The sequence below is a fragment of the Pseudomonas sp. MF08831 genome, from assembly GCF_059862645.1.
Genome location: NZ_JCBCUX010000005.1, coordinates 33929 through 53824 on the forward strand (window position 1 = coordinate 33929; position 19896 = coordinate 53824).

A 19896-nucleotide genomic window follows, 5' to 3' on the forward strand; every position below is an offset into this window, starting at 1 on the left:
CGCTATTTATCATCTGTCGGGCATGAAAGAAACTGGCACCTCTTATTTTCGGACTGGACGCTGTGATGTCTCCCTCTCGACCCTCTGGCTGGATGCTTTTATTGCTGGCCACCGCACAACTGATCATCGCCCTGGATGCCACCATTGTGTTTGTCGCCCTGCCGCAGATTGGCGCGCACCTGGATTTTTCCGCGCAGCAATTGCAATGGGTGGTGAGCGCCTACAGCGTGGCGTTTGGTGGCTTTCTGTTGCTGGGTGGCAGGGCGACGGACTTGCTTGGCAAGCGCCGTTTTTACCGGGTGGGCCAGTCGCTGTATGCGCTGGCCTCCCTGGCGGCGGTGCTCGGCGGCAGCGCGGTGTTGCTGGTGCTGGCGCGGGCGGTGCAAGGTGTGGGCGGGGCATTGTTGTTCCCGGCCACGTTGGCGTTGATCAACACGCACTATGCCGAAGGCCCTGCACGCAATCGGGCGTTTGCGGTGTGGAGTGCAGCCTCGGCAGCGGGGCTGGCACTCGGCGCATTACTGGGCGGCGTGCTGACTCAGGTGTGGGGATGGGAGGCGGTGTTTCTGGTGAATGTGCCGTTGGCGGGCGGCTGCGCGTGGGCGGCGCGTTACTGGATTCCAGCCGATGGCGAGCGTGTACGTGGGCGCAAATTCGACATCGTCGGCGCCTTGACGGTGACCGTCGGCGGCACGTTGCTGGTGTTCGCGCTGGTGCAAGGCCCCGAGTGGGGCTGGTCGGCGCCGCAGACGCTGGGCTGCATCGCCTTGGCGCTGGCATTGCTTGGGTTGTTCGCGTGGATCGAGCACCGCGGCAGCGATCCGCTGATGCCGCTGCGTTTGTTCGCCTACCGCGAACTGCGCATGGCGATGGTGCTCACGGCGGTGTTCATGAGCAGCTTTGGCGTGCAGTACTACTTCCTGGCGCTGTATTACCAGCAGGTCTATGGCTACAGCGTATTGCAGGCCGGTTTGGCGTTTTTACCGGCGACCCTGGTGTGCACGTTCGGCATCTGGTTGGCAGAGCGTTCGCTGGCCAGGTTGGGGTTGCGCAACACCTTGGTCAGCGGGCAACTGGCGGGCGCGGTGGGCATTGCACTGGTGTGTTGGGCGTTGCCGACGGGCGTAGGGTTTTGGTCGCTGTTGCCGGGCATCTTCATTTTGAGCATCGGGCAGGGCATGACCTGGACAGCGATGTGGGTGGCGGCGGGGCTGGGTATTCGGCCTGGTGAGCAGGGCGTGGCGGCGGGGATGGCGTCTACCAGCCAGCAGATCGGCGGGGCGTTGGGCCTGGCGGTGCTGGTGTCGGTGGCGAATGCGGGCGGGATCGAGCTGGCGCTGTGGTGGAGCGCGGCAATTGCCTTGGTCGGCGCGGTGTTGGCGCTGCGGCTCAAAACGCAAGCGCCCGAGCCGAATGCGATAGTGGAAACAACATAGAACCCATGTGGGAGCGGGCTTGCTCGCGAAGGCGGTGGGTCAGTCGCTCATAAGTCGACTGACACTGCGCTTTCGCGAGCAAGCCCGCTCCCACATTTTGATCGTATTTCAAGTTGGGCATTTCAGCGCCCGAGCATCTTCACCCAGCGCGACGGCGGCATGCCGTAGGTGCTGCGAAACTGTCGAGTCATATGGCTCTGGTCGGTGAAACCGGCGGTCAGCGCCGCGTCCACCAGCGATTGGCCCTGGGCCAGCAAGCCGCGCACCAGGTCCAACCGTCGCATGGTCAGGTACCGATAGGGACTGGTGCCGAACAACAAGCGAAAATCCCGCGACAGCGCCCACCGATCACGGCCGCAATGGTCGGCCATTTCATCCAGGGTGATGCTGCGGCCCAAGGCGCTGTGGATAAATTCCCGCGCGCGCTCGGCGGCGACGTAATCGAAGGATTTACGGCTGATGATCACCCCCGAAGCCGCGCTCAGGGCTTGCGCCAGGTCGTACAGCGCGTCCTGTTCCTGCATCGGGTCAATCGGGCAGTCCAGGCTTTGCAGCAACACCTCGCTGGCGCGGAACAGCCGTGGGTCAGTCGACAAGCCGTTGTGGATAAACGGCAACGGCCGGCCGCCGAGAATCTGCTGGATCAGCGCCGGCTCCACATAAATCATGCGGTACTTGAAGCCTTCCACGCTGCTGGCGCGGCCGTCATGGGATTCGTCGGGGTGAATCACCATGGTCGTGCCGGGCAGGCTGTGGGTCATGCAGCCACGGTAGTGGTAGCTCTGCACGCCAAACAAGGTGCGCCCGATGGCGTAGGTGTCATGGCGATGCGGGTCGAATGCAAAGCCGGCAAAATACGCTTCGATACGGTCCAGGCCGCTGGCGTGTGGGGCGCGGTGCAACCAATCGAGGGTGGAAGTGGGTTGGCCCATGGTGACTTGTCACAAATAGAGGTGGGAAACACGTTAACCCAGTCTGGCGTGCCGTGTCTGTCGAGGTCTTGAACGATTGTGCGTGCTTGAGAGGAGGTATTCGCCAGCGTAAATGTTGATCTGGGTTAATAAATGATTGTTTTACGATAATTATCTATTATTTTTGCGGCCTCACTCATTGATCGAGGTTGCTTATGAATACCCAACGTCTGGCTCAACTCAGCCAGCACATGTCGCTGCTTACGCTCTTGCTGATTGTCGTCATGCTGGTGCTCAACACTGGCGTCTGGCTGTTTCCGGTGCTGGGTTCTTCCGCCGATGGCCTGGGCCTCAGCTTTTCCTTGAGTGACCGGATTCAGGACAGCGGCGTGCAAATCGCGCTGCTCCCGTGGTGGCAAAAACTCGGCGGGATTGTTCTTTCCAGCATCCCGCTGGTGGCCTTGGTGTCGGGCTTGAACCATCTGCGCCAGCTGTTTCGCAACTACGCGCGGGGCGAGTATTTCTCCAGCGCGGCGGCGCAGCACCTGGGCAAAGTCGGTCGCGCCGTTGCCCTGTGGGTACTGCTGGACTTTGTATGCGAGCCGTTGCTGGGCCTTTGGGTCTCGACGAGCCGTTGGGCCAGCGATTTTTCACCTTGAGTCTGACCCCGCCGAGCTTCGTCGCGTTGTTTCTCGCTGCCTGTATCGCAGTAATCGCGCGTATCCTGTGGCAGGCCAGCGAAGTGGATTCTGAAAACCGCACTTTTGTTTGAGATCGAAATGCCCATTGTGATTGAACTGGACGTTATGCTTGCCCGGCGCAAGGTCAAATCCAAAGACCTGGCAGCCGCCATCGGGATTACCGAACAGAACCTGTCGTTGCTCAAACAAGGCAAGGTCAAGGGCATACGGCTGGGTACGCTGGATGCGATCTGTGCCTACCTGGACTGCCAGCCTGGCGACCTGCTGGTGCACACGCCTGAACCTGCGGGCGAATAGGTTTAACCATTTACCAAGAGGGATCGCCCCATGCTGTTCTCCGACCTGCCGTATGTCGCGCCGTTGTTGTCGCTGGGGCTGCTTTGGGCCGTCGCGGTGGTGACGCCGGGGCCGAACTTCTTCAATACTGCCCAACTGGCGGCGAGCTGTTCGCGTCGGCATGGCGTGGTGGCGTCTGCCGGAGTGGCCACGGGCACGGTGATCTGGGGGCTGGCGGGCGGTTTGGGCATCAAGTCGCTGTTCACTGCGGCGCCCATGCTCTATCTGGCATTCAAGATCATCGGTGGCTGCTACCTGATCTACCTGGGGCTGAAACTGTTCAAGCGTTCGGCGCCAACCGCGAGCCAGACAGTGTTGCCCGACGAACCCACGCGCTCGCTGTTCTTTGCCTGGCGCTTCGGTCTGCTGGGCAACTTGTCCAACCCCAAGGCCGCGCTGTTCGTCGCCACGGCCTTCGCTTCGACCATGCCGCCTTCACCGTCGCCGACATTGTTGGCCCTGGCGGTGATTACCATGGCCACCTTGTCATTCAGTTGGTACACCAGCGTAGCCCTGGTGTTTTCCAGCGAGCGCATGGCCAATCTCTACAGCCGTTCACGCAAGTGGCTCGACCGGTTTGCCGGTGGGTGCTACCTGTTGTTCGGCGCACATCTGGTAGCGAATCGCTGACCGCTCATGGTAAGAAGCCTTACTTTCAACAGTGAGGCCGAGTCATGAGCAAGGTGCGGGTAGGTATTATTTTTGGTGGCCGTTCGGCCGAGCACGAGGTCTCGCTGCAGTCGGCGCGCAACATCGTCGATGCACTGGACCGCTCGCGCTTCGAGCCGGTTCTGATCGGCATCGACAAGGCCGGCCACTGGCACCTGAACGAAACCTCGAACTTCCTGATCAACCAGGAAAACCCGGCCCTGATCGCTCTCAACCAGTCCAACCGCGAACTGGCGGTGGTGCCGGGCAAGACCAGCCAGCAAGTGGTGGAAACCTCCGGGCAAAGTCTGCTCGAACACATCGATGTGATCTTCCCTATCGTCCACGGCACCCTTGGCGAAGACGGCTGCCTGCAAGGCCTGCTGCGCATGGCGGACCTGCCTTTCGTGGGCTCCGACGTGCTGGGCTCGGCGGTGTGCATGGACAAGGACATCAGCAAACGCCTGCTGCGCGATGCCGGTATTGCCGTTACCCCGTTCATCACCCTGACGCGTCGCAACGCGGCGCGCAGCGCTTTTGATACAGCAGTGAACAAGCTTGGCTTGCCGATGTTCGTCAAACCCGCCAACCAGGGTTCCTCGGTGGGCGTGAGTAAAGTCACCAATGAGGCCGAGTACCATGCCGCGGTCGAACTGGCCTTGGGCTTCGATGAAAAAGTGTTGGTGGAGTCCGCTGTCCAGGGGCGTGAAATTGAATGCGCCGTGCTGGGCAACGACAACCCTGTCGCCAGCGGTTGCGGCGAGATCGTGGTGGGCAGCGGTTTCTATTCCTACGACAGCAAATACATCGACGCCCAGGCCGCCCAAGTGGTGGTGCCGGCTGATATCAGCCTTGAGGCCAGTGAGCGTATTCGCCAACTCGCCATTGAAGCGTTTGAGGTACTGGGCTGCGCCGGGTTGGCGCGAGTCGACGTGTTCCTCACCGACGACGGCGAAGTGCTGATCAACGAAATCAACTCACTGCCCGGCTTCACCCGCATCAGCATGTACCCCAAGCTGTGGCAGGCGGCGGGCATGAGTTACAGCGAGTTGGTAAGCCGCTTGATTGAGTTGGCGCTGGAGCGACATGCGGGGCGCAAGGGGCTGAAGATCAGCCGCTGATAATCGTTGGGGCGGGACGAACGCTGTGGCGAGCGGGCTGGCCCCGCGTTGGGCTGCGCAGCAGCCCCATAATTAGGCTGCTCGTTTCTGTCTGAGACCACAGGGTAAGTCTGAGGGGGCTGCTGCGCAGCCCAACGCGGGGCAAGCCCGCTCGCTACAACAGGCCTGCTTGCCATAACGAGCCTGCCAACCATCGCAGGGTCAGGGGCTTTTCAGGATTTGCGGGCGATCCACGAATAGATCAGCGTCTTTGGCTCCTCAGGGTGGTGAGTTCTCCTGCGGTAGCTGGCGAAGGTTGGTGATGTGCAATATGTGCACACCTCGCTGACGTCGATGTGCTCACGCTCAAGGCCCGCCGCTTGCAACAGCATCACCCCGTAACCACTCAAGTCGAACCACGCACTTCCCGCTTGCCGCGCGTGGGGCGGTGCAATCTGCGGTGACAGCCGTGGCGTCGGTTGCTCGAAGCACCATGGCGCCTGACCGTCACGCCACACGTGGCCCTGGCTCGCCTGAAATTGCGCGATAAACTCGGCGCTCACTTCATAACAACACGGCTTGATCGACGGCCCGATCGCCACCCGCAACTGGTCAACGGCAATGCCCTCGGCAGCCAATTGTTTCACCGCGTTGGCGATGATCCCCCCTTGCAGACCCTTCCAGCCGCCATGCACGGCGGCAACCCGATCACCACTGTGTGCGGCGATAAGAATGGGCAGGCAGTCAGCGGTGATAACTGCAATTGGCGCAGACGTGTGCGTGAACACGCCGTCTGCCTCAATGGTATTGGCCACCTGTTCCGCCTGCCATTGGATCACCGAAGCACTGTGCACCTGCTTGCAGATGAACACCCCGTCCGGCCGCAATGGATCATTGATCGAACAAAAACCGTGGTCGACGCCGGGGATGGCGCCGAGATTGTTTGCCTGTTGCAAGGGGCTCTCTCCGCTCAATAAAGTCAGTCGCCGACCGCTTCGCCTTCGCGCCGAGGGTCGGCGCCGCCGCTCAGCGACGCCTTACCCTGGGCGTCTGGCGTGCGAACGATGGCCTGCACGCCGCTGGTCATATCAATCTCGCTCAGTGCATGGCCTTTGTCTCTCAGCGCCTGCTTCAACTCGGGGCTGAACATCCCGGCCTCAAGCTCGGTGGCGCCGTTACGGCTACCAAAGTTGGGCAAGCTGATGGCCGCTTGCGGGTCGAGGTTCCAGTCGAGCATCGCCACCAGGGATTTGCTCACATACTCGATGATCTGCGAACCGCCCGGCGATCCGACGGTGGCCAGCAACTCGCCGCTCTGGCGGTCGAACACCAGCGTCGGCGCCATGGCCGAGCGCGGACGTTTGCCCGGCTCGACGCGGTTGGCCACCGGCTGGCCGTTTTCTTCGGGGATGAACGAGAAGTCAGTCATCTGGTTGTTCAGCAAAAAGCCCTGAACCATGACGTGTGAACCAAACGCCGCTTCCACCGTGGTGGTCATCGACACGGCGCCGCCCAGGTCATCCACCGCCACCACTTGCGAGGTCGAGATGCGCAAGGGCGAGCGGTCCGGCGCGTACGCCACCTGGATGCCCGCAGGCGTGCCTGGCTTGGCGATGCCCATGCTGCGGTCGCCGATCAGTGTGGCGCGTTTGGCCAGGTAGTCCGGGGCAATCAGGCCTGCGGTCGGCACCGGCACGAAGTCGGCGTCGGCCACGTACAACCCACGGTCGGCGAAGGCCAGGCGACCGGCTTCGGCCAGCAGGTGCACGGCTTCAGGTGTGGGCTCAAGGCCGGCAGGCGATGTGCTTTTGACCGGCTTCATCGGTGCGATGGCCAAGCGCGGGTCGCGGGTTTCCAATGCCTGCAACGTACCGAGGATCTGCGCGACAGCAATCCCGCCCGACGACGGCGGTGGCATGCCGCACACCTGATAGCGCTTGTAGTCGGTGCACAGCGGCGTGCGCTCCTTGGCGGTGTAGCCCTTGAGGTCCGCCTGCGACAGGCTGCCCGCGTTGCGGTTGCCCTGGACCTTGCGTGCGATCTCATCGGCAATCGGCCCCTGGTACAACGCGTCCGGACCTTCCTTGGCGATGCGCTTGAACACGTTGGCCAACGCCGGGTTTTTCAACAGCGTGCCGGCAGCTTTAGGCGTGCCGTCGGTATTCAGAAAATACGCCGCCATCTCGGGCGATTGCGCGATGTAACGGTCGGCAGCGATCAGCGCGTGCAGGCGCGGGGAAATCGCGAAGCCTTGCTCGGACAGCCGAATCGCCGGTTCAAACAGCTTGGCCCATTGCAGGTGGCCGGTCTTTTTGTGTGCCATCTCCAGCGCGCGCAACACGCCTGGCGTGCCAACCGAACGCCCGCCAATCTGCGCCTCGGGAAATGCCATCGGCGTGCCGTCGGCTTTAAGGAACAAGCGTTCGGTAGCTCCCGCGGGCGCCGTCTCGCGGCCGTCATACGCGTGCACGGTTTTGCCGTCCCACAGCATGATGAACGCGCCGCCGCCGATGCCGGATGATTGCGGCTCCACCAGGGTCAACACGGCCTGCATCGCAATCGCCGCGTCGATGGCCGAGCCGCCCTGGCGCAGCATTTCGCGCCCGGCTTCGGCAGCCAGCGGGTTGGCGGCGGCGGCCATATGGCGCTCGGCGTGGCGGGTGGTGAGGTCGGTGCGATAACCCGAACCCAGCTCCGGCGCGGGCGGTTGTTCATTGACGGCGGTATGGCAGCCAGCCAGGGCGAGGGCGGCGGCAATCATTGACAGTTGACGGCGGGAAATCGAAAACACGCGCTGAACTCCGTTCATTTTGAGAATGATCTGTTGTCCTTGGGTTACGGCTTTTTACAGGTATATCGTGCCTTGCAGGTAGAGCACCGCGTGGCCGGAGATAATCACGCGGTCGTCCTTGAGCTCGCAACGCAGTTGCCCACGGCGCTTGCCGCCTTGTTCGGCGGTCAACTGCGACTTACCCAAACGCTCGGCCCAGAAGGGCGCCAGCGAGGTGTGCGCCGAACCTGTGACCGGGTCTTCATTGACACCCACGTTGGGGCCGAACCAACGGGATACAAAATCAAACCGCGTGCTTTTGGCTGTCACTGCAATCCCGCGTTTGGGCAGGCCCTTGAGGCGCGCGAAGTCCGGCGTCAGGGCGGCTACTTGAGCTTCGTCGTCGACCAGCACGAGGTAGTCGTCGGTGGCAAACACCTCGGCATGCTCAATCCCCAATGCGCTCAACATGCCGCTTGGCGGCTCGCAGCGCTGGGGCTGTTTGGCCGGGAAGTCCATCGCCAGTTCGTCGCCATTGCGCGTCACGCGAAGCTCGCCGCTGCGGGTGGCAAAGCGCAAGACGTGCGGTGCATCCGCCAATTGATGAATCAGCACCCAGGCTGCGGCCAGCGTGGCATGGCCACACAGGTCCACTTCGACCTCCGGGGTGAACCAGCGCAACTCATAGAAATCGCCACGGGGTACGAAGTAGGCGGTTTCGGAGAGGTTGTTTTCAGCCGCGATATTCTGCAGTTGCTCGTCGGGCAGCCACTCGGTGAGCGGACAGACTGCCGCCGGGTTGCCGCCGAAGGGGTGTTGGCTGAAAGCATCGACTTGATAGATATCCAGTTTCATCGAGGGCACTCCGAGTAGGGAGGCTGGACACTAACAGTGGGTCTTTAAAGCGTCAAAATACAGATGCGGAGTTTTTTTGAGCGCATGAGTCTCGCTCATCCCAGGCGCAACACCATCGCCCCTGCGGCGATCACACACGCAGCCAGGATGCGCACGCGGGTCAGGCGCTCTTTGAGCACCCAGGCCGAGATCACCACGCCAAACAGGATCGACGTTTCGCGCAGGGCCGACACGGTCGCGATGGGGGCTGCGGTCATGGCCCACAGCGCCAGGCCATACGAGGCGATCGTGCCCACGCCGCCGACGACGCCCAAGCGCCAGTTACGCGCGAGGTAATCACAGAACAGCGTGCGCCGCGAAGCTAGCGCCCACGTCGCCAGCGGGACGCCGGTCAGCAGGAAAATCCACAGCGTGTAGGCCACAGGCGCACCGGACTTGCGCACGCCCAAGCCGTCGATAAGGGTGTAGCTGGCGATCACGCCGGCGTTGATCAGCGCCAGAACCAAGCCTTTTCTTGGCCCTGAAGAAGGCGCCAGGGCCATGCTCAAGATGCCCAGTGAGATCACCGCAATGCCAAGCCAGGCGGAGGTCGAGAGCGGCTCGGCCAACACAAACACGCTGACCGTCGCCACCAGCAGCGGCGCTGTGCCGCGCATGATCGGGTAGGTCTGGCTCATGTCGGCAATGCGGTAAGTCGAGGCCACCAGCACGAAATACAGCACTTGGAGAATCACCGACGCGCCGATGAACGGCCAGCTCTCTCTTGCCGGCAGCGGCAGAAACGGGGTGGCGGCCAACGCGATCAACGAGGCGACGGAGGCGATCATGCAGGTGGTCAACAGCTTGTCGGCGCCGCCTTTGACCACGGCGTTCCAGGTGGCGTGGAGCGCGGCGCCCAAAAGGATGATGGCGAATACGCTGAGGCTCATCAGTCGCTCTCTGCGTGGTTGATCAGCGACGTCAACACGTGATCCGCCCACACGCCGTTAATCTTGAGATAGGCCCGCGCTTGACCCTCGCGCTCAAACCCCAGCCGTTCCAGCAGGCGTGCACTGCGTGCATTTTCGGGGCGGTAGTTGGCCATGATTCGATGCAGTTTCATGGCATCGAACCCATAGGCAATCGCAGCCTTCAGCGCTTCGTGCATCAGGCCCTGGCCCTGAGCCGATTCGTCCAGCGCATAGCCCAGGTGGCAGGCTTGAAACGCACCGCGCACGATATGGGTGAAATTGCAGGCGCCGATGATCTGGCCGTCGCGCCGTATCAGCAGGTGCAGCGCTTCGCCGCTGGCGGTCTTTTCGGCCATGGTTTCGAGGCGTTGAGTGATGGCGTCGAGTGCAAAGAAGTCATCGTCGCGTGTGGGCTCCCAGGGTTGCAGGTAAGCGCGGTTTTGCAGCAGGTAGGTGTGCAGGGCGCGAGCGTGAGACGGCTGGGCGGCTTGCAGTATCAGCCGTTCGGTGGCAATGCCGTGGGTGGGGAAGTGCGTGTTCACCAATCGCCTCCTTGTGGTTGGGGGCGAGTATGCCTGAGGGTTTTTATTCAGGCATAAAAAAACGGCTTACCTTTCGGTAAGCCGTTTTTAGTACTTGGTGGCTACACAGGGACTTGAACCCCGGACCCCAGCATTATGAATGCTATGCTCTAACCAACTGAGCTATGTAGCCAAGTGGCGCGCATTATTCGCGTAGAACGGGAATGCGTCAAGCACTTTTATCGAAATTTTTTCTACGCTTTCAATTGTTTAACCGGAATCGCCAGCTCTGGCGACGAGTGGCTTGTCATTCGTCCGCCTGTCGGGCCGCGTGGGGGCGCGGGCTTTCAATTGAGCGACCCTTCACGGTCGTGGTGATTTTCTGCAGATGCCATCCGGCGTCGATCGTGGCGTTGCAAGAGCGTGCCGCAGTCGAGAACGGTAGCGCAAGCGCTGAGCATCGGGTGGGAAAGGTAGGGCTGGACGTCTTCGCCGCTGAGGTTGTTATCGGCGCTGAGGCAGTCGGTAGGGGATGGGGTGTTCGGGCGGTTGGCGATCGCGTCGCCGTGGACGAGAGAAGCAAAATTCGGTTGGGCAGATATCCCTGCCGCCCAACAATTACCCTCTAGAGGGCCTTACGGTTGCGACGGGTTATGCGTGACGCGCTTGAGGTGTTCACGCGCGCGTGACAAGCGTGAGCGAACGGTGCCGATGGGTATGTCCAATACGTCGGCGGTGTCCTGGTAGCTGCCGTCGGTCTCCAGTGAGGCGTACAACGTCTTGCGCATTTCTGTGGGCAGGTGGTCGATGGCGGTCAGGGTTTTCTCCAGTCGGCGGTTGATCTCGAACTGCCAATCCAGGTTCTTGGTTTCCTCCTGCCCATGCCACAGCGACTCATCGAATTCGCAGTGCACAGGCTTGGCGTACAGGCGGCGGAAGTGGTTGCGTACCAGGTTCTGAGCAATCCCGCACATCCAGGTACTGAGGCTCGCCTGACCACTGAAGCGCTCCCTGTTGCGCCAGGCTTCCAGGTAAGTCAGTTGCAGTATGTCGTCTGCATCTTCGGGGTTGAGTACGCGTTTATGAATAAAACGCCGGAGTTTTTTCTGTTGGTCGTCCGTCAGTTGGAGCATGAATTGAGGCGAGCTGCCAACCAGGTGCGCTAAAGCTTCAATTGGGATATTCACGTTTTTTTCCTCAGGGTAGACGCTATCGAAATAAGTTCGATGGAAACCCCTTTAGCACTGGGTGTGCCAAATGGAAAAAGATCGCAACTAGCTGATTATTAAAGGTAAATATCTTGAAATGGAGAGATATTGCGCAGTAGTTTGCAAAAAGCGCCGAGGGTTTGTGCCGGTCTTGTCAAACCTCTCGATAGCCGCGTTCTGATGGAACCGTATCGGTAGGCATTGCCACATAGGGACACACTCTTCCCGTCTTGGCATGCTTATGAAAGTCGAATCCCCTAAAGATGCGCCCTCTGCCCAGCGCCTGGATCAATCCGCCGTTGCGCCTGTTTCCACGCCCGCACCCGCGAAGGTTGATGAGCTTGCTTCGCTCTTCGACCAGGAAGTGATTGCCAACAACCGCGCTCAGCGCGCGATGTCGATTCGTGTGCCCCCCACCGAGCAGCTTGCGCAACTTTATGAACAGCTGGGCCATCCTGCTCAGGAGTCCCTGGCGACTATTTCGCGGCGGTTCAGGCACCAATTGCAGCAGCATCCCAGTGTCGACAAGCTGGTAGAGCTCGCCGAGGGCGACCCCGCACGCGCCTACGTGGTGCTCAAACATCTGGAAGCCCAGGCGGACAATGATGTGCGCCCGACCGAAGCTGCCTTGGCGCGGGATGCTATTGGCATGCTGGCGGTGGGCTTTAAAGGGGAGATCCAGGCTGGCCTCAAATTCGCCACGGCGTTGATGGAGGCCGGTGGTGATCCGCAGGAGCGCCAAGCGCTGCGCGCGCTTTATTACGCCAGCGTGGCCACGCGCCAATCCCTGGCGACGATGATGCAGGCGCTGTTGGGCGTATACGGCGGCGATACATTTTCCGTCAGGCTCATCAGCATGCGTAAAGCCTTGGCTGATGACATCGCGGTTCTGGTTTCGTCAATGACCACGCCGCGTTTGCGCACCTTGTTGCTGGCGCTGCAAAGCTGTGGGCAACTGAGCACCGTGTTGGCCGGTTGCCACGCGTTGATCCAGCGCCTGGGCATCGGCTACGACGCCGTCAGTCTTTTGCAGCGCCTGCTGGGGTATGCCGGCAGCGGCATCGATGCGGGCGAAATCCTGCGACTTGGGCATGATCTGGGCAGTGGCCCGAGCCCCCGGCAAGTGATTGTTCTCAACGCGCTTTACCCTCTGGTCCGGCAATTGCCTTTGGCCTTGTGGCCTGACAGTCGAACCCGCCAGGGCGCGCTGGACAGCTTTTTGGCCGTGATGGGGGAACTGGAGCGGATCGAGCGCGGCCCGATCAAGTTTGCCGGTGACCTGGGGGCGTCGGCGTGACTGCACTGTCAGCCATCAACGCTGTACTGCTCAAAATGGCCCAACGTGCCGAAGTCCTGGGCGCAGTGGTGATCCTGGGCATCGTGTTTATTTTTATCGTGCCGTTGCCCACCTGGCTGGTGGACATTCTGATCGCGCTGAACATTTGCATATCCTGTCTGTTGATCGTGCTCGCGCTGTATTTGCCAGGCCCCTTGGCGTTCTCGTCGTTCCCATCGATTTTGCTGCTGACCACCATGTTCCGTCTGGCGCTGTCGATCGCCACGACGCGCTTGATTCTGCTGGAACAGGACGCCGGCGACATCGTCGAGGCCTTCGGCAATTTCGTCGTGGGCGGCAATCTGGCGGTGGGGATGGTGATCTTTCTGATCCTGACCCTGGTCAACTTTCTGGTCATCACCAAGGGTTCGGAACGGGTCGCCGAGGTGGCGGCGCGGTTCAGCCTGGACGCGATGCCGGGTAAACAGATGTCCATCGACAGTGACCTGCGTGCCGGGCTGATCGACGGCACGCAAGCGCGGGACAAACGTGAGCAGTTGTCCCGCGAGAGCCAACTGTTCGGTGCCATGGACGGTGCGATGAAATTCGTCAAGGGCGATGCCGTCGCCGGTTTGATCATCGTTGTGGTCAACCTGTTGGGTGGCTTCACCACGGGCATGTTTCAACACGACTTGAGCGCTGCCGAGTCGATACGGCTGTATTCGGTGCTGACCATCGGTGATGGCCTGATCGCGCAGATTCCGGCGCTGCTGATCTCCCTGACCGCCGGCATGATCATCACCCGCGTGGCTCCGGACGGGCGCAAGGGTATCAGTAACATGGGCGCCGAAATTGCCCGGCAAATGACCAGCGAACCCAAGAGTTGGATGATTGCATCGGTGGGGATGCTCGCGTTTGCTGCGGTGCCCGGCATGCCTACCCTGGTGTTTATCCTGATTTCGATGGTCACCGGCGGCCTGGGTTATTACTTGATGCGCCAGCGTCAACGACTAGAACAGCCGGCCGCCGAAGCGGCTGACGCCGTGCGCCCGGAGCAGAACGGTGATGAAGACTTGCGCGGGTTTGATCCGTCGCGACCGTACTTGCTGCAGTTTTCCCCGGTTTTGCGCGGAACCCCTGAGGTCACCGAGCTTATCCATGGGATACGCCAGGCCCGAAACACGCTGGTGGCCAATATCGGTTTGACCTTGCCGCCGTTTGAAGTCGAACTTGATGACGCCCTGGCCGCCGATGAAATGCGCTTTTGTGTGCACGAAGTACCGATGGTCAAGGCCTCGGTCGTCAACCATCTGGCCGTGGAACGCAAGGCGCTGGCGGTTGAACCCGAGCACGCAATACCGGGCAAGGCCGACCGCGATGAACAGGATTGGCTGTGGTTGGCGCCCGATGATCCGCTGCTCGATGACCCGCAGCTGGAGCGCTTCACCGCGACGAGCCTGATCATTGAGCGCATGAGGCAGGCGATGATGCTCAGCGGGCCGCAGTTCCTGGGGATTCAGGAGAGTAAATCGATCCTCAGTTGGCTTGAGCACAACCAGCCGGAGCTCGTGCAGGAACTGCAACGCATCATGCCGCTCTCGCGGTTTTCGGCGGTCCTGCAACGCCTGGCCAGCGAAGGGGTGCCACTGCGTGCCGTGCGGCTGATTGTCGAGTCGCTGATCGAGTACGGCCAGCATGAGCGCGAGCCCGAAGCGCTGGCTGACTACGCGCGCATTGCCCTCAAGGCGCAGATTTTCCACCAGTACAGCGAGGAAGACGGCCTGCACGCCTGGCTGCTGTCGCCCCATACCGAAAACATCCTGCGCGAGGCGTTGCGTCAGACGCAGACCGGGGTTTTCTTTGCGCTTGATAACGAAAGCAGCGCCGCGTTGATCAACCTCCTCAACCAGGCCTTCACCTTACGCGCCAAAAGCAAAAGTGTGATGTTGGTGGCACAAGACCTGCGCAGTCCCTTGCGCACCCTGCTTCTGGAAGAGTTCAACCATGTGCCGGTGCTGTCCTTCGCCGAGTTGGGAAGCACCTCCAAGGTGAAAGTGCTGGGGCGTTTTGATCTGACCCAGGATGAGCTGGCGCGCGGTGCGCTGGCATGAATCTCCAGTCGGGCTCAACGCGCCGGAGCGCTCGATAATGTTTGAGTTACGGGTGCTCAATGGTCTGCGCCAGGGCGCCGCGTTGCCGCTTTTTGGCGAGCAATGGAGCATCGGCGCTCACCCTGACGCCGATCTGATGCTGAATGATCCTGGCATCGCCGAGCAGCACGCGCGGTTGCGGCTGATCAACGCAAACTGGTCAGTGCAGGCCGAAGCCGGGCTGCTGCAAGGTGATGAAGGGCAGGTGCTGGCCCAGATTGCGAGCCTGGTGCTGAACGTACCGTTTTCAGTCGGGGCTGTGCGGCTGTGCGTCACCTGGGCCGATCAGCCATGGCCCGAGGCACCCGCCCCAGCGCCGCCGGCCCCTGAAGCGCCGCGGGCGCTGCAACTTTCGTCCATCTCGCACGCGCAGCAAAAGCGCCTGATCAGCGTGGCGCTGGTGGTTGCGATCATCGTCGTGGTGGTGGGCATCGCGTCCACGGGTGAGCGTGAGGCCCAAGCCTCATTGATGCCGCCTATGGTGGTCAAACACGAGTTGGCGACGCCGTTTGAAGTGCGCCAGCAGTTGCTGAAGATGCTCAATGAGCGCGAATTGAGCCAACGGGTCAGCCTGCAAGTGATCAATGGCCAGGTCGCGCTCAACGGCGACGTGTCGCAGGACGATGTGGAGCTGGTGTCGCGCATGCTCAGCCGTTTTGTCGAGCTGTTCGACAGCGCGGTGCCGGTGATCAGCCGTGTGCGTGTCAGCGACGGCGCGCTGCCGTTCAAGATCGTGCAGATCGTCGGCGGCCCCAATGGCCACGTCGTCCTGGAAGAGGGCAGCCGGGTGTTTGTCGGTGATGAAGTGGACGGCCTGCGCCTGGTGCTGATCGACAACAGCAAAGTGGTGTTCGATGGCGCGCGGCGTTATGAGGTGCGCTGGTGAACGAAGAACTGAATGCACGTCTCGATGCCTGGCAGCAGCGCCAGGCCCAGGCACTGGCCAACCTGATGCCGGTGACCCTGCGCGGTCGGGTTCAGCGCGTCAACGGCATGTTGTTGCAATGCCGGTTGCCAAGCGCGCGTATTGGCGACTTGTGCCAGGTCGAGAAATCTGCCGACGACTACATGCTGGCGGAAATCATCGGCTTCGATCAGCAGGATGCCGTGCTCAGTGCCTTGGGCAACCTTGAAGGCGTGCGCGTGGGCGCCAGTGTGCAGCGTCTGGGTGTCTCGCATCGAGTGCGCGTCAGTGATGCGTTGCTGGGCCAGGTGCTCGATGGGTTCGGGCGGCCGATTACTGGCGTTGGCCCCAATGCCTTCGCTGACACCGACAGCCCCGATGCGAGCATGGTGCTGTGTGAGGCGCCGTTGCCGACCGAACGGCCGAGGATCCACCGGGCCCTGGCGACTGGGGTGCGCTCGATCGATGGTCTGTTGACGCTTGGCGAAGGTCAGCGCGTGGGCCTGTTTGCCGGTGCCGGCTGTGGCAAGACCACCTTGCTCGCGGAGATTGCCCGTAACGTCGAGTGCGATGTGATTGTGTTCGGCCTGATTGGTGAGCGCGGCCGGGAACTGCGCGAATTTCTCGACCATGAACTGGATGATCAGTTGCGCGCCAAGGCCGTGCTGGTGTGTGCGACATCCGACCGGTCAAGCATGGAACGCGCCCGCGCGGCGTTCACCGCAACGGCGCTGGCTGAGGGCTATCGACGCAAAGGCAAGCGGGTGTTGCTGCTGATCGACTCCTTGACGCGTTTTGCCCGCGCGCAGCGAGAAATCGGCCTGGCAGCCGGTGAGCCCTTGGGGCGCGGGGGCTTGCCGCCTTCGGTGTACAGCTTGCTGCCGCGTTTGGTGGAGCGCGCCGGGTTGACCCGCGACGGCGTTATCACCGCAATCTACACCGTGCTGATCGAACAGGACTCCATGAGTGACCCCGTGGCCGACGAAGTTCGCTCGCTGCTGGACGGCCATATTGTGCTGTCGCGCAAGTTGGCCGAGCGCGGTCACTACCCGGCGGTCGATGTGCTGGCCAGCCTTTCGCGAATTCTGAGCAATGTCGCCACCCCTGAGCACATCCAGGCGGGGACCGGGCTGCGCCGTTTGTTGTCGGCGTATCAGCAGATCGAGCTGATGCTCAAGCTGGGTGAATACCAGGCCGGCAATGATGCCCTGACCGACTTGGCGGTGGACAGCCGTTCGGCGGTGGATGGCTTTTTGCGCCAGGACTTGCGTGAGCCTTCACCGATGGCGGCGACCCTGGATCAACTGACGGAGCTGACCGCCTATGTTCCTTTCTGAGCTGGAAACCCTGAGGCGTCTGCGCAAACACCGCGCGGACCGGGCTGAGCGCGCATTGGGTGAGGCTAAAAGGCATCAGCGCGCACTGCAGTTGCACGTTGAGCAGGCGCAGCAGCGCCTTGAGGACACTCGCCTGCAGGAAGCCGAGGAAGCGGCGCAGCTATTGAGCAAGCATCAAGGGCACGTGCTCTCGTTTCAGGAACTCAAGTCGTGGAATACCCAAGAGCGCTCATTGTCCGCCAGCACGCAGCGTGAAGAGGCGCAGTTACAAGCGTTACAGGGGCAGCAGGAACAGCAAGTGGTGCATATCGACAGCATGCAAAAGCAGGCCAGCCAGTATTTGCGCGAGGTCGAAAAACTCTCGGAATTATCCCAGTTACTGGTGCAGGAGCGTCATGAAACGATTGCCTGTGAGCAGGTCTGAGCGGCCGCGCGTGCGCGATCCCAGGGACGACCGTGAGAGAAGCGTTGAGGCCGTTGTGCCGTGGGTTCATGTGCACGCCTTCGCGCAACTGTTTGCCAAGGACGATGGCCAGGGCGGCTACGTTTCCAGTCTGCCAGCGCAAAGTGTGGCGACGGATAAATTGATGATTGAGGCGTTGGCGGGGCAGTTGGCGCTTCGCGTTCAAGGCGGCACGCAATGGCCGTTGCTGGCGGTGCTTTACCTGCCACGGCTGGGGCGAATCAACGCCAGTGTGCAGCGGCAGTCGGGCGCGTGGAACGTCGAGTTGGACGCCGAAGAACCGCGCACGGCGCATTGGCTCGCCACGGTGCAAAAACGTTATCAGGACAGGCTGACCGAGGCGTTGGGCCAGCCAGTCGATATCCACATCAACAGCACGGGGCCCGCATGATCATGTTGGCGGTGACACCGCCCCTGGTTGAGGCGGCAAGGGTTGCGGCGTTGCATCGGCTGGCGCGCGGATTACGCATGCCGTTCCAGGTCGGCGATCAGCAGGGGGCGTTTGTGCTCGAGCCCGGCCGCGCGCCTGAAGGGCGAAGCCCGGTGTGTTTCGAGAGTGCCGTCGGTGTACTGGGGTTCTCGGAACCCGAGGCGATGTTCAGCCTGATGGGCGAATGCCCGGTCACCCTGGCAGAAGCCGGCAATGACTCGACGTCGTGGTTCTGGGAATTGTTCCAGCATCACCTCAGCCCGCAAGTAGTGGCGTTGTTCGGTTATCTGCGCTTGCTGCCTGCACCCAAAACGTTGGGCTTTGGTTGCCGCTTCACCGTGATGTTGGGGGCCTCCAAGGTCGCCGGTTACCTGTGGCTGGCCCCGCAGAGCTTGCTGGCGATGTGTGCGGCGGGCGCTTGGCGGTCCACGGCCAGCTCATTACCCGCATCGTTTCCCCTGGCAATCGCCGTGACCGTGGGCCGCTTGAACTTGCCCGTCGGGCAGTTGCGCAGCGTGCGTGCGGGGGACGTGCTGATGCCTGAACAGGCGTTTTTTGATGCGCAGGGCCGTGGCCACGTGCGTATTGGGCGTCGCCATCTGCAAGGGCGTATTGACGATGAATCCGGGCCGTTGTGCCTGAACCTTTTTGCGATTGAGGAAGCGTCCATGGACGAGCACTTTGTAGTGGAAGAATACCCGGGGCCTGAACAGGACCAACCGGTGGAGGATGTCTTTGGCCGTGAGCCCTTTGACGAATTGAGTATGGCGCTGACGGTGCGCTGTGGTGTTCTGAGCCTGACCCTGGGCGAGTTGCGCAATCTTGCTCCCGGTGCGGTGCTGGGCATCACCGGGTACGCCCCGGGCATGGCCGGCCTGTATTACGGCGAGCGGCCCATTGGCCAGGGGCAACTGGTGGAAGTGGATGGGCGACTCGGCTTGCAAGTGTCTCGCGTGGTGTTTTCCCGATGATATTCCAGGGCGTTGACCCGGTCGTCCTGGCTTTGTTTTTCGGAGCGTTGTCGCTGCTGCCGATGCTGCTGATCATCTGCACCGCGTTCTTGAAGATCGTCATTGTGCTGATGATTACCCGCAACGCTATCGGCGTTCAGCAGGTGCCCCCGAGCATGGCGATCAATGGCATAGCGCTGGCCGCTACGCTGTTTATCATGGCCCCGGTGGGTTACCAGGTCGCCGAAAACCTCAAGGGCGCGCCCCTGGACATGAGCACCGTGCAGACCCTTCAACAGACGGGTCTTGTCGCCATACAGCCGCTGCGTGCGTTTATGAAGCGCAACACCGATCCGGATGTGTTGACCCATATGCACGAAAACAGCGCGCGTATGTGGCCACCTGAAATGGCGCAAAGCACCCAGCGCGATGACCTGATCCTGTTGATCCCCTCCTTTGTGCTGTCGCAGTTGCAGGCCGGGTTCGAGATCGGCTTCCTCATCTACATTCCGTTCATCGTCATCGATCTGATTGTGTCCAACCTGCTCTTGGCGCTGGGGATGCAAATGGTCTCGCCCATGACCATTTCCCTGCCGCTCAAACTGCTGTTGTTCGTCATGGTCTCCGGATGGTCGCGATTGCTCGACAGCCTTTTCCTTTCCTACCTTTGAGTGCCCCATGGAACCGATCGTACTGTTCAAGCAGGGCATGCTGCTGGTGGTGGTGTTGTCGGCACCACCGCTGATTGTGGCGGTGATCGTCGGCGTGCTGACGTCGCTGGTGCAAGCCCTGATGCAGATACAGGATCAGACCCTGCCCTTTGGCATCAAGCTGGTTGCGGTGGGCATCACGCTGATATTGACGGGGCGCTGGATTGGCGTGGAGCTGATTCAACTGATCAATCTGATGTTCGACATGATCGCTCGCTCGGCACTGAACTGAGGGCATGC

At 61.4% G+C, this 19896-nt stretch carries 21 protein-coding genes and 1 tRNA gene; 14 read left to right on the forward strand and 8 right to left on the reverse strand.

What is annotated here, in order from left to right:
- Nucleotides 1-92: 92 nt before the first annotated feature.
- Nucleotides 93-1436, forward strand: coding sequence for an MFS transporter (locus tag AC19YS_RS11865; protein WP_179610142.1), 1344 nt, complete (start codon nucleotides 93-95; stop codon nucleotides 1434-1436).
- 122 nt (nucleotides 1437-1558) lie between these two features.
- Here the strand turns inward: AC19YS_RS11865 and AC19YS_RS11870 are convergent, their stop codons facing one another.
- Nucleotides 1559-2368, reverse strand: a complete 810-nt coding sequence (locus AC19YS_RS11870) for an AraC family transcriptional regulator (RefSeq protein WP_106578527.1) — start codon at nucleotides 2366-2368, stop codon at nucleotides 1559-1561.
- A 194-nt stretch (nucleotides 2369-2562) separates the two neighbouring features.
- Here AC19YS_RS11870 and AC19YS_RS11875 point away from each other — a divergent pair, with 194 nt between their 5' ends.
- From AC19YS_RS11875 to ddlA, 4 genes are all read left to right on the forward strand, one after another.
- Nucleotides 2563-3006, forward strand: a complete 444-nt coding sequence (locus AC19YS_RS11875) for a DUF2975 domain-containing protein (RefSeq protein WP_500601783.1) — start codon at nucleotides 2563-2565, stop codon at nucleotides 3004-3006.
- Nucleotides 3007-3126: 120 nt separating this feature from the next.
- On the forward strand, nucleotides 3127-3345 hold the full coding sequence (locus AC19YS_RS11880) for a helix-turn-helix domain-containing protein (RefSeq protein ID WP_106578529.1): 219 nt from the start codon (nucleotides 3127-3129) through the stop codon (nucleotides 3343-3345).
- Nucleotides 3346-3375: 30 nt separating this feature from the next.
- The gene (locus tag AC19YS_RS11885; RefSeq protein ID WP_200624314.1) at nucleotides 3376-4014 is read left to right on the forward strand and encodes a LysE family transporter; all 639 of its coding nucleotides are present in this window, start codon (nucleotides 3376-3378) and stop codon (nucleotides 4012-4014) included.
- A gap of 44 nt (nucleotides 4015-4058) precedes the next feature.
- Nucleotides 4059-5153, forward strand: a complete 1095-nt coding sequence (gene ddlA, locus AC19YS_RS11890; RefSeq protein WP_200624315.1) for a D-alanine--D-alanine ligase — start codon at nucleotides 4059-4061, stop codon at nucleotides 5151-5153.
- 212 nt (nucleotides 5154-5365) lie between these two features.
- On the opposite strand, the gene pgeF is transcribed toward ddlA, so the two are convergent.
- From pgeF to AC19YS_RS11925, 7 genes are all read right to left on the reverse strand, one after another.
- Complete coding sequence (gene pgeF, locus AC19YS_RS11895) at nucleotides 5366-6088, reverse strand: peptidoglycan editing factor PgeF (protein WP_500601785.1); 723 nt, start codon at nucleotides 6086-6088, stop codon at nucleotides 5366-5368.
- 23 nt (nucleotides 6089-6111) lie between these two features.
- Nucleotides 6112-7941, reverse strand: coding sequence for a gamma-glutamyltransferase (ggt, locus tag AC19YS_RS11900; protein WP_500601787.1), 1830 nt, complete (start codon nucleotides 7939-7941; stop codon nucleotides 6112-6114).
- A 36-nt stretch (nucleotides 7942-7977) separates the two neighbouring features.
- Nucleotides 7978-8757 (reverse strand): PhzF family phenazine biosynthesis protein, encoded by a 780-nt coding sequence (locus tag AC19YS_RS11905; protein WP_106578534.1) that lies wholly within the window; start codon nucleotides 8755-8757, stop codon nucleotides 7978-7980.
- A gap of 95 nt (nucleotides 8758-8852) precedes the next feature.
- A complete protein-coding gene (locus AC19YS_RS11910; protein WP_500601788.1) occupies nucleotides 8853-9686 on the reverse strand; it encodes an EamA family transporter in 834 nt (277 codons plus the stop codon).
- On the reverse strand, nucleotides 9686-10249 hold the full coding sequence (locus AC19YS_RS11915; RefSeq protein ID WP_256586983.1) for a GNAT family N-acetyltransferase: 564 nt from the start codon (nucleotides 10247-10249) through the stop codon (nucleotides 9686-9688). Before AC19YS_RS11915 ends, AC19YS_RS11910 begins: the two co-directional genes overlap by 1 nt.
- A 95-nt stretch (nucleotides 10250-10344) precedes the next feature.
- Nucleotides 10345-10421, reverse strand: a tRNA-Met gene (locus AC19YS_RS11920).
- 442 nt (nucleotides 10422-10863) lie between these two features.
- Entirely contained in the window at nucleotides 10864-11415 is a 552-nt protein-coding gene (locus AC19YS_RS11925; RefSeq protein WP_106578536.1) for an RNA polymerase sigma factor, read from the reverse strand.
- A 262-nt stretch (nucleotides 11416-11677) separates the two neighbouring features.
- Between AC19YS_RS11925 and AC19YS_RS11930 the strand changes: the two genes are divergently transcribed.
- The 9 genes from AC19YS_RS11930 to sctS are packed head-to-tail and all read left to right on the forward strand — an operon-like array spanning nucleotide 11678 to nucleotide 19888.
- Nucleotides 11678-12733, forward strand: coding sequence for a TyeA family type III secretion system gatekeeper subunit (locus AC19YS_RS11930; protein ID WP_169368168.1), 1056 nt, complete (start codon nucleotides 11678-11680; stop codon nucleotides 12731-12733).
- The gene (gene sctV, locus AC19YS_RS11935) at nucleotides 12730-14823 is read left to right on the forward strand and encodes a type III secretion system export apparatus subunit SctV (RefSeq protein ID WP_106578538.1); all 2094 of its coding nucleotides are present in this window, start codon (nucleotides 12730-12732) and stop codon (nucleotides 14821-14823) included. The genes AC19YS_RS11930 and sctV overlap by 4 nt, the downstream gene beginning before the upstream one ends.
- Before the next feature lie 37 nt (nucleotides 14824-14860).
- A complete protein-coding gene (locus tag AC19YS_RS11940) occupies nucleotides 14861-15748 on the forward strand; it encodes an FHA domain-containing protein (RefSeq protein WP_200624319.1) in 888 nt (295 codons plus the stop codon).
- A complete protein-coding gene (locus AC19YS_RS11945; protein ID WP_106578540.1) occupies nucleotides 15745-17103 on the forward strand; it encodes a FliI/YscN family ATPase in 1359 nt (452 codons plus the stop codon). Before AC19YS_RS11940 ends, AC19YS_RS11945 begins: the two co-directional genes overlap by 4 nt.
- Entirely contained in the window at nucleotides 17090-17527 is a 438-nt protein-coding gene (gene sctO / locus AC19YS_RS11950; protein WP_106578541.1) for a type III secretion system stalk subunit SctO, read from the forward strand. Before AC19YS_RS11945 ends, sctO begins: the two co-directional genes overlap by 14 nt.
- Nucleotides 17499-17957, forward strand: a complete 459-nt coding sequence (locus AC19YS_RS11955) for a type III secretion system HrpP C-terminal domain-containing protein (protein ID WP_200624320.1) — start codon at nucleotides 17499-17501, stop codon at nucleotides 17955-17957. The genes sctO and AC19YS_RS11955 overlap by 29 nt, the downstream gene beginning before the upstream one ends.
- On the forward strand, nucleotides 17954-18967 hold the full coding sequence (locus tag AC19YS_RS11960) for a FliM/FliN family flagellar motor switch protein (protein WP_200624321.1): 1014 nt from the start codon (nucleotides 17954-17956) through the stop codon (nucleotides 18965-18967). Before AC19YS_RS11955 ends, AC19YS_RS11960 begins: the two co-directional genes overlap by 4 nt.
- Complete coding sequence (gene sctR / locus AC19YS_RS11965; RefSeq protein WP_200624322.1) at nucleotides 18964-19617, forward strand: type III secretion system export apparatus subunit SctR; 654 nt, start codon at nucleotides 18964-18966, stop codon at nucleotides 19615-19617. The genes AC19YS_RS11960 and sctR overlap by 4 nt, the downstream gene beginning before the upstream one ends.
- A 7-nt stretch (nucleotides 19618-19624) precedes the next feature.
- Nucleotides 19625-19888, forward strand: a complete 264-nt coding sequence (sctS, locus tag AC19YS_RS11970; RefSeq protein ID WP_058411467.1) for a type III secretion system export apparatus subunit SctS — start codon at nucleotides 19625-19627, stop codon at nucleotides 19886-19888.
- The last annotated feature ends 8 nt before the right edge of the window (nucleotides 19889-19896 follow it).

Coding starts and splice junctions, on each gene's coding strand:
- ggt (WP_500601787.1), bottom strand. CDS start 7,941: ATGAACGGAGTTCAGCGCGTGTTTTCGATTTCCCGCCGTCAACTGTCA.
- sctO (WP_106578541.1), top strand. CDS start 17,090: ATGTTCCTTTCTGAGCTGGAAACCCTGAGGCGTCTGCGCAAACACCGC.
- sctR (WP_200624322.1), top strand. CDS start 18,964: ATGATATTCCAGGGCGTTGACCCGGTCGTCCTGGCTTTGTTTTTCGGA.
- AC19YS_RS11960 (WP_200624321.1), top strand. CDS start 17,954: ATGATCATGTTGGCGGTGACACCGCCCCTGGTTGAGGCGGCAAGGGTT.
- AC19YS_RS11865 (WP_179610142.1), top strand. CDS start 93: ATGCTTTTATTGCTGGCCACCGCACAACTGATCATCGCCCTGGATGCC.
- AC19YS_RS11955 (WP_200624320.1), top strand. CDS start 17,499: ATGAAACGATTGCCTGTGAGCAGGTCTGAGCGGCCGCGCGTGCGCGAT.
- AC19YS_RS11875 (WP_500601783.1), top strand. CDS start 2,563: ATGAATACCCAACGTCTGGCTCAACTCAGCCAGCACATGTCGCTGCTT.
- AC19YS_RS11880 (WP_106578529.1), top strand. CDS start 3,127: ATGCCCATTGTGATTGAACTGGACGTTATGCTTGCCCGGCGCAAGGTC.
- AC19YS_RS11905 (WP_106578534.1), bottom strand. CDS start 8,757: ATGAAACTGGATATCTATCAAGTCGATGCTTTCAGCCAACACCCCTTC.
- AC19YS_RS11930 (WP_169368168.1), top strand. CDS start 11,678: ATGAAAGTCGAATCCCCTAAAGATGCGCCCTCTGCCCAGCGCCTGGAT.
- AC19YS_RS11910 (WP_500601788.1), bottom strand. CDS start 9,686: ATGAGCCTCAGCGTATTCGCCATCATCCTTTTGGGCGCCGCGCTCCAC.
- ddlA (WP_200624315.1), top strand. CDS start 4,059: ATGAGCAAGGTGCGGGTAGGTATTATTTTTGGTGGCCGTTCGGCCGAG.
- AC19YS_RS11870 (WP_106578527.1), bottom strand. CDS start 2,368: ATGGGCCAACCCACTTCCACCCTCGATTGGTTGCACCGCGCCCCACAC.
- AC19YS_RS11885 (WP_200624314.1), top strand. CDS start 3,376: ATGCTGTTCTCCGACCTGCCGTATGTCGCGCCGTTGTTGTCGCTGGGG.
- sctS (WP_058411467.1), top strand. CDS start 19,625: ATGGAACCGATCGTACTGTTCAAGCAGGGCATGCTGCTGGTGGTGGTG.
- AC19YS_RS11940 (WP_200624319.1), top strand. CDS start 14,861: ATGTTTGAGTTACGGGTGCTCAATGGTCTGCGCCAGGGCGCCGCGTTG.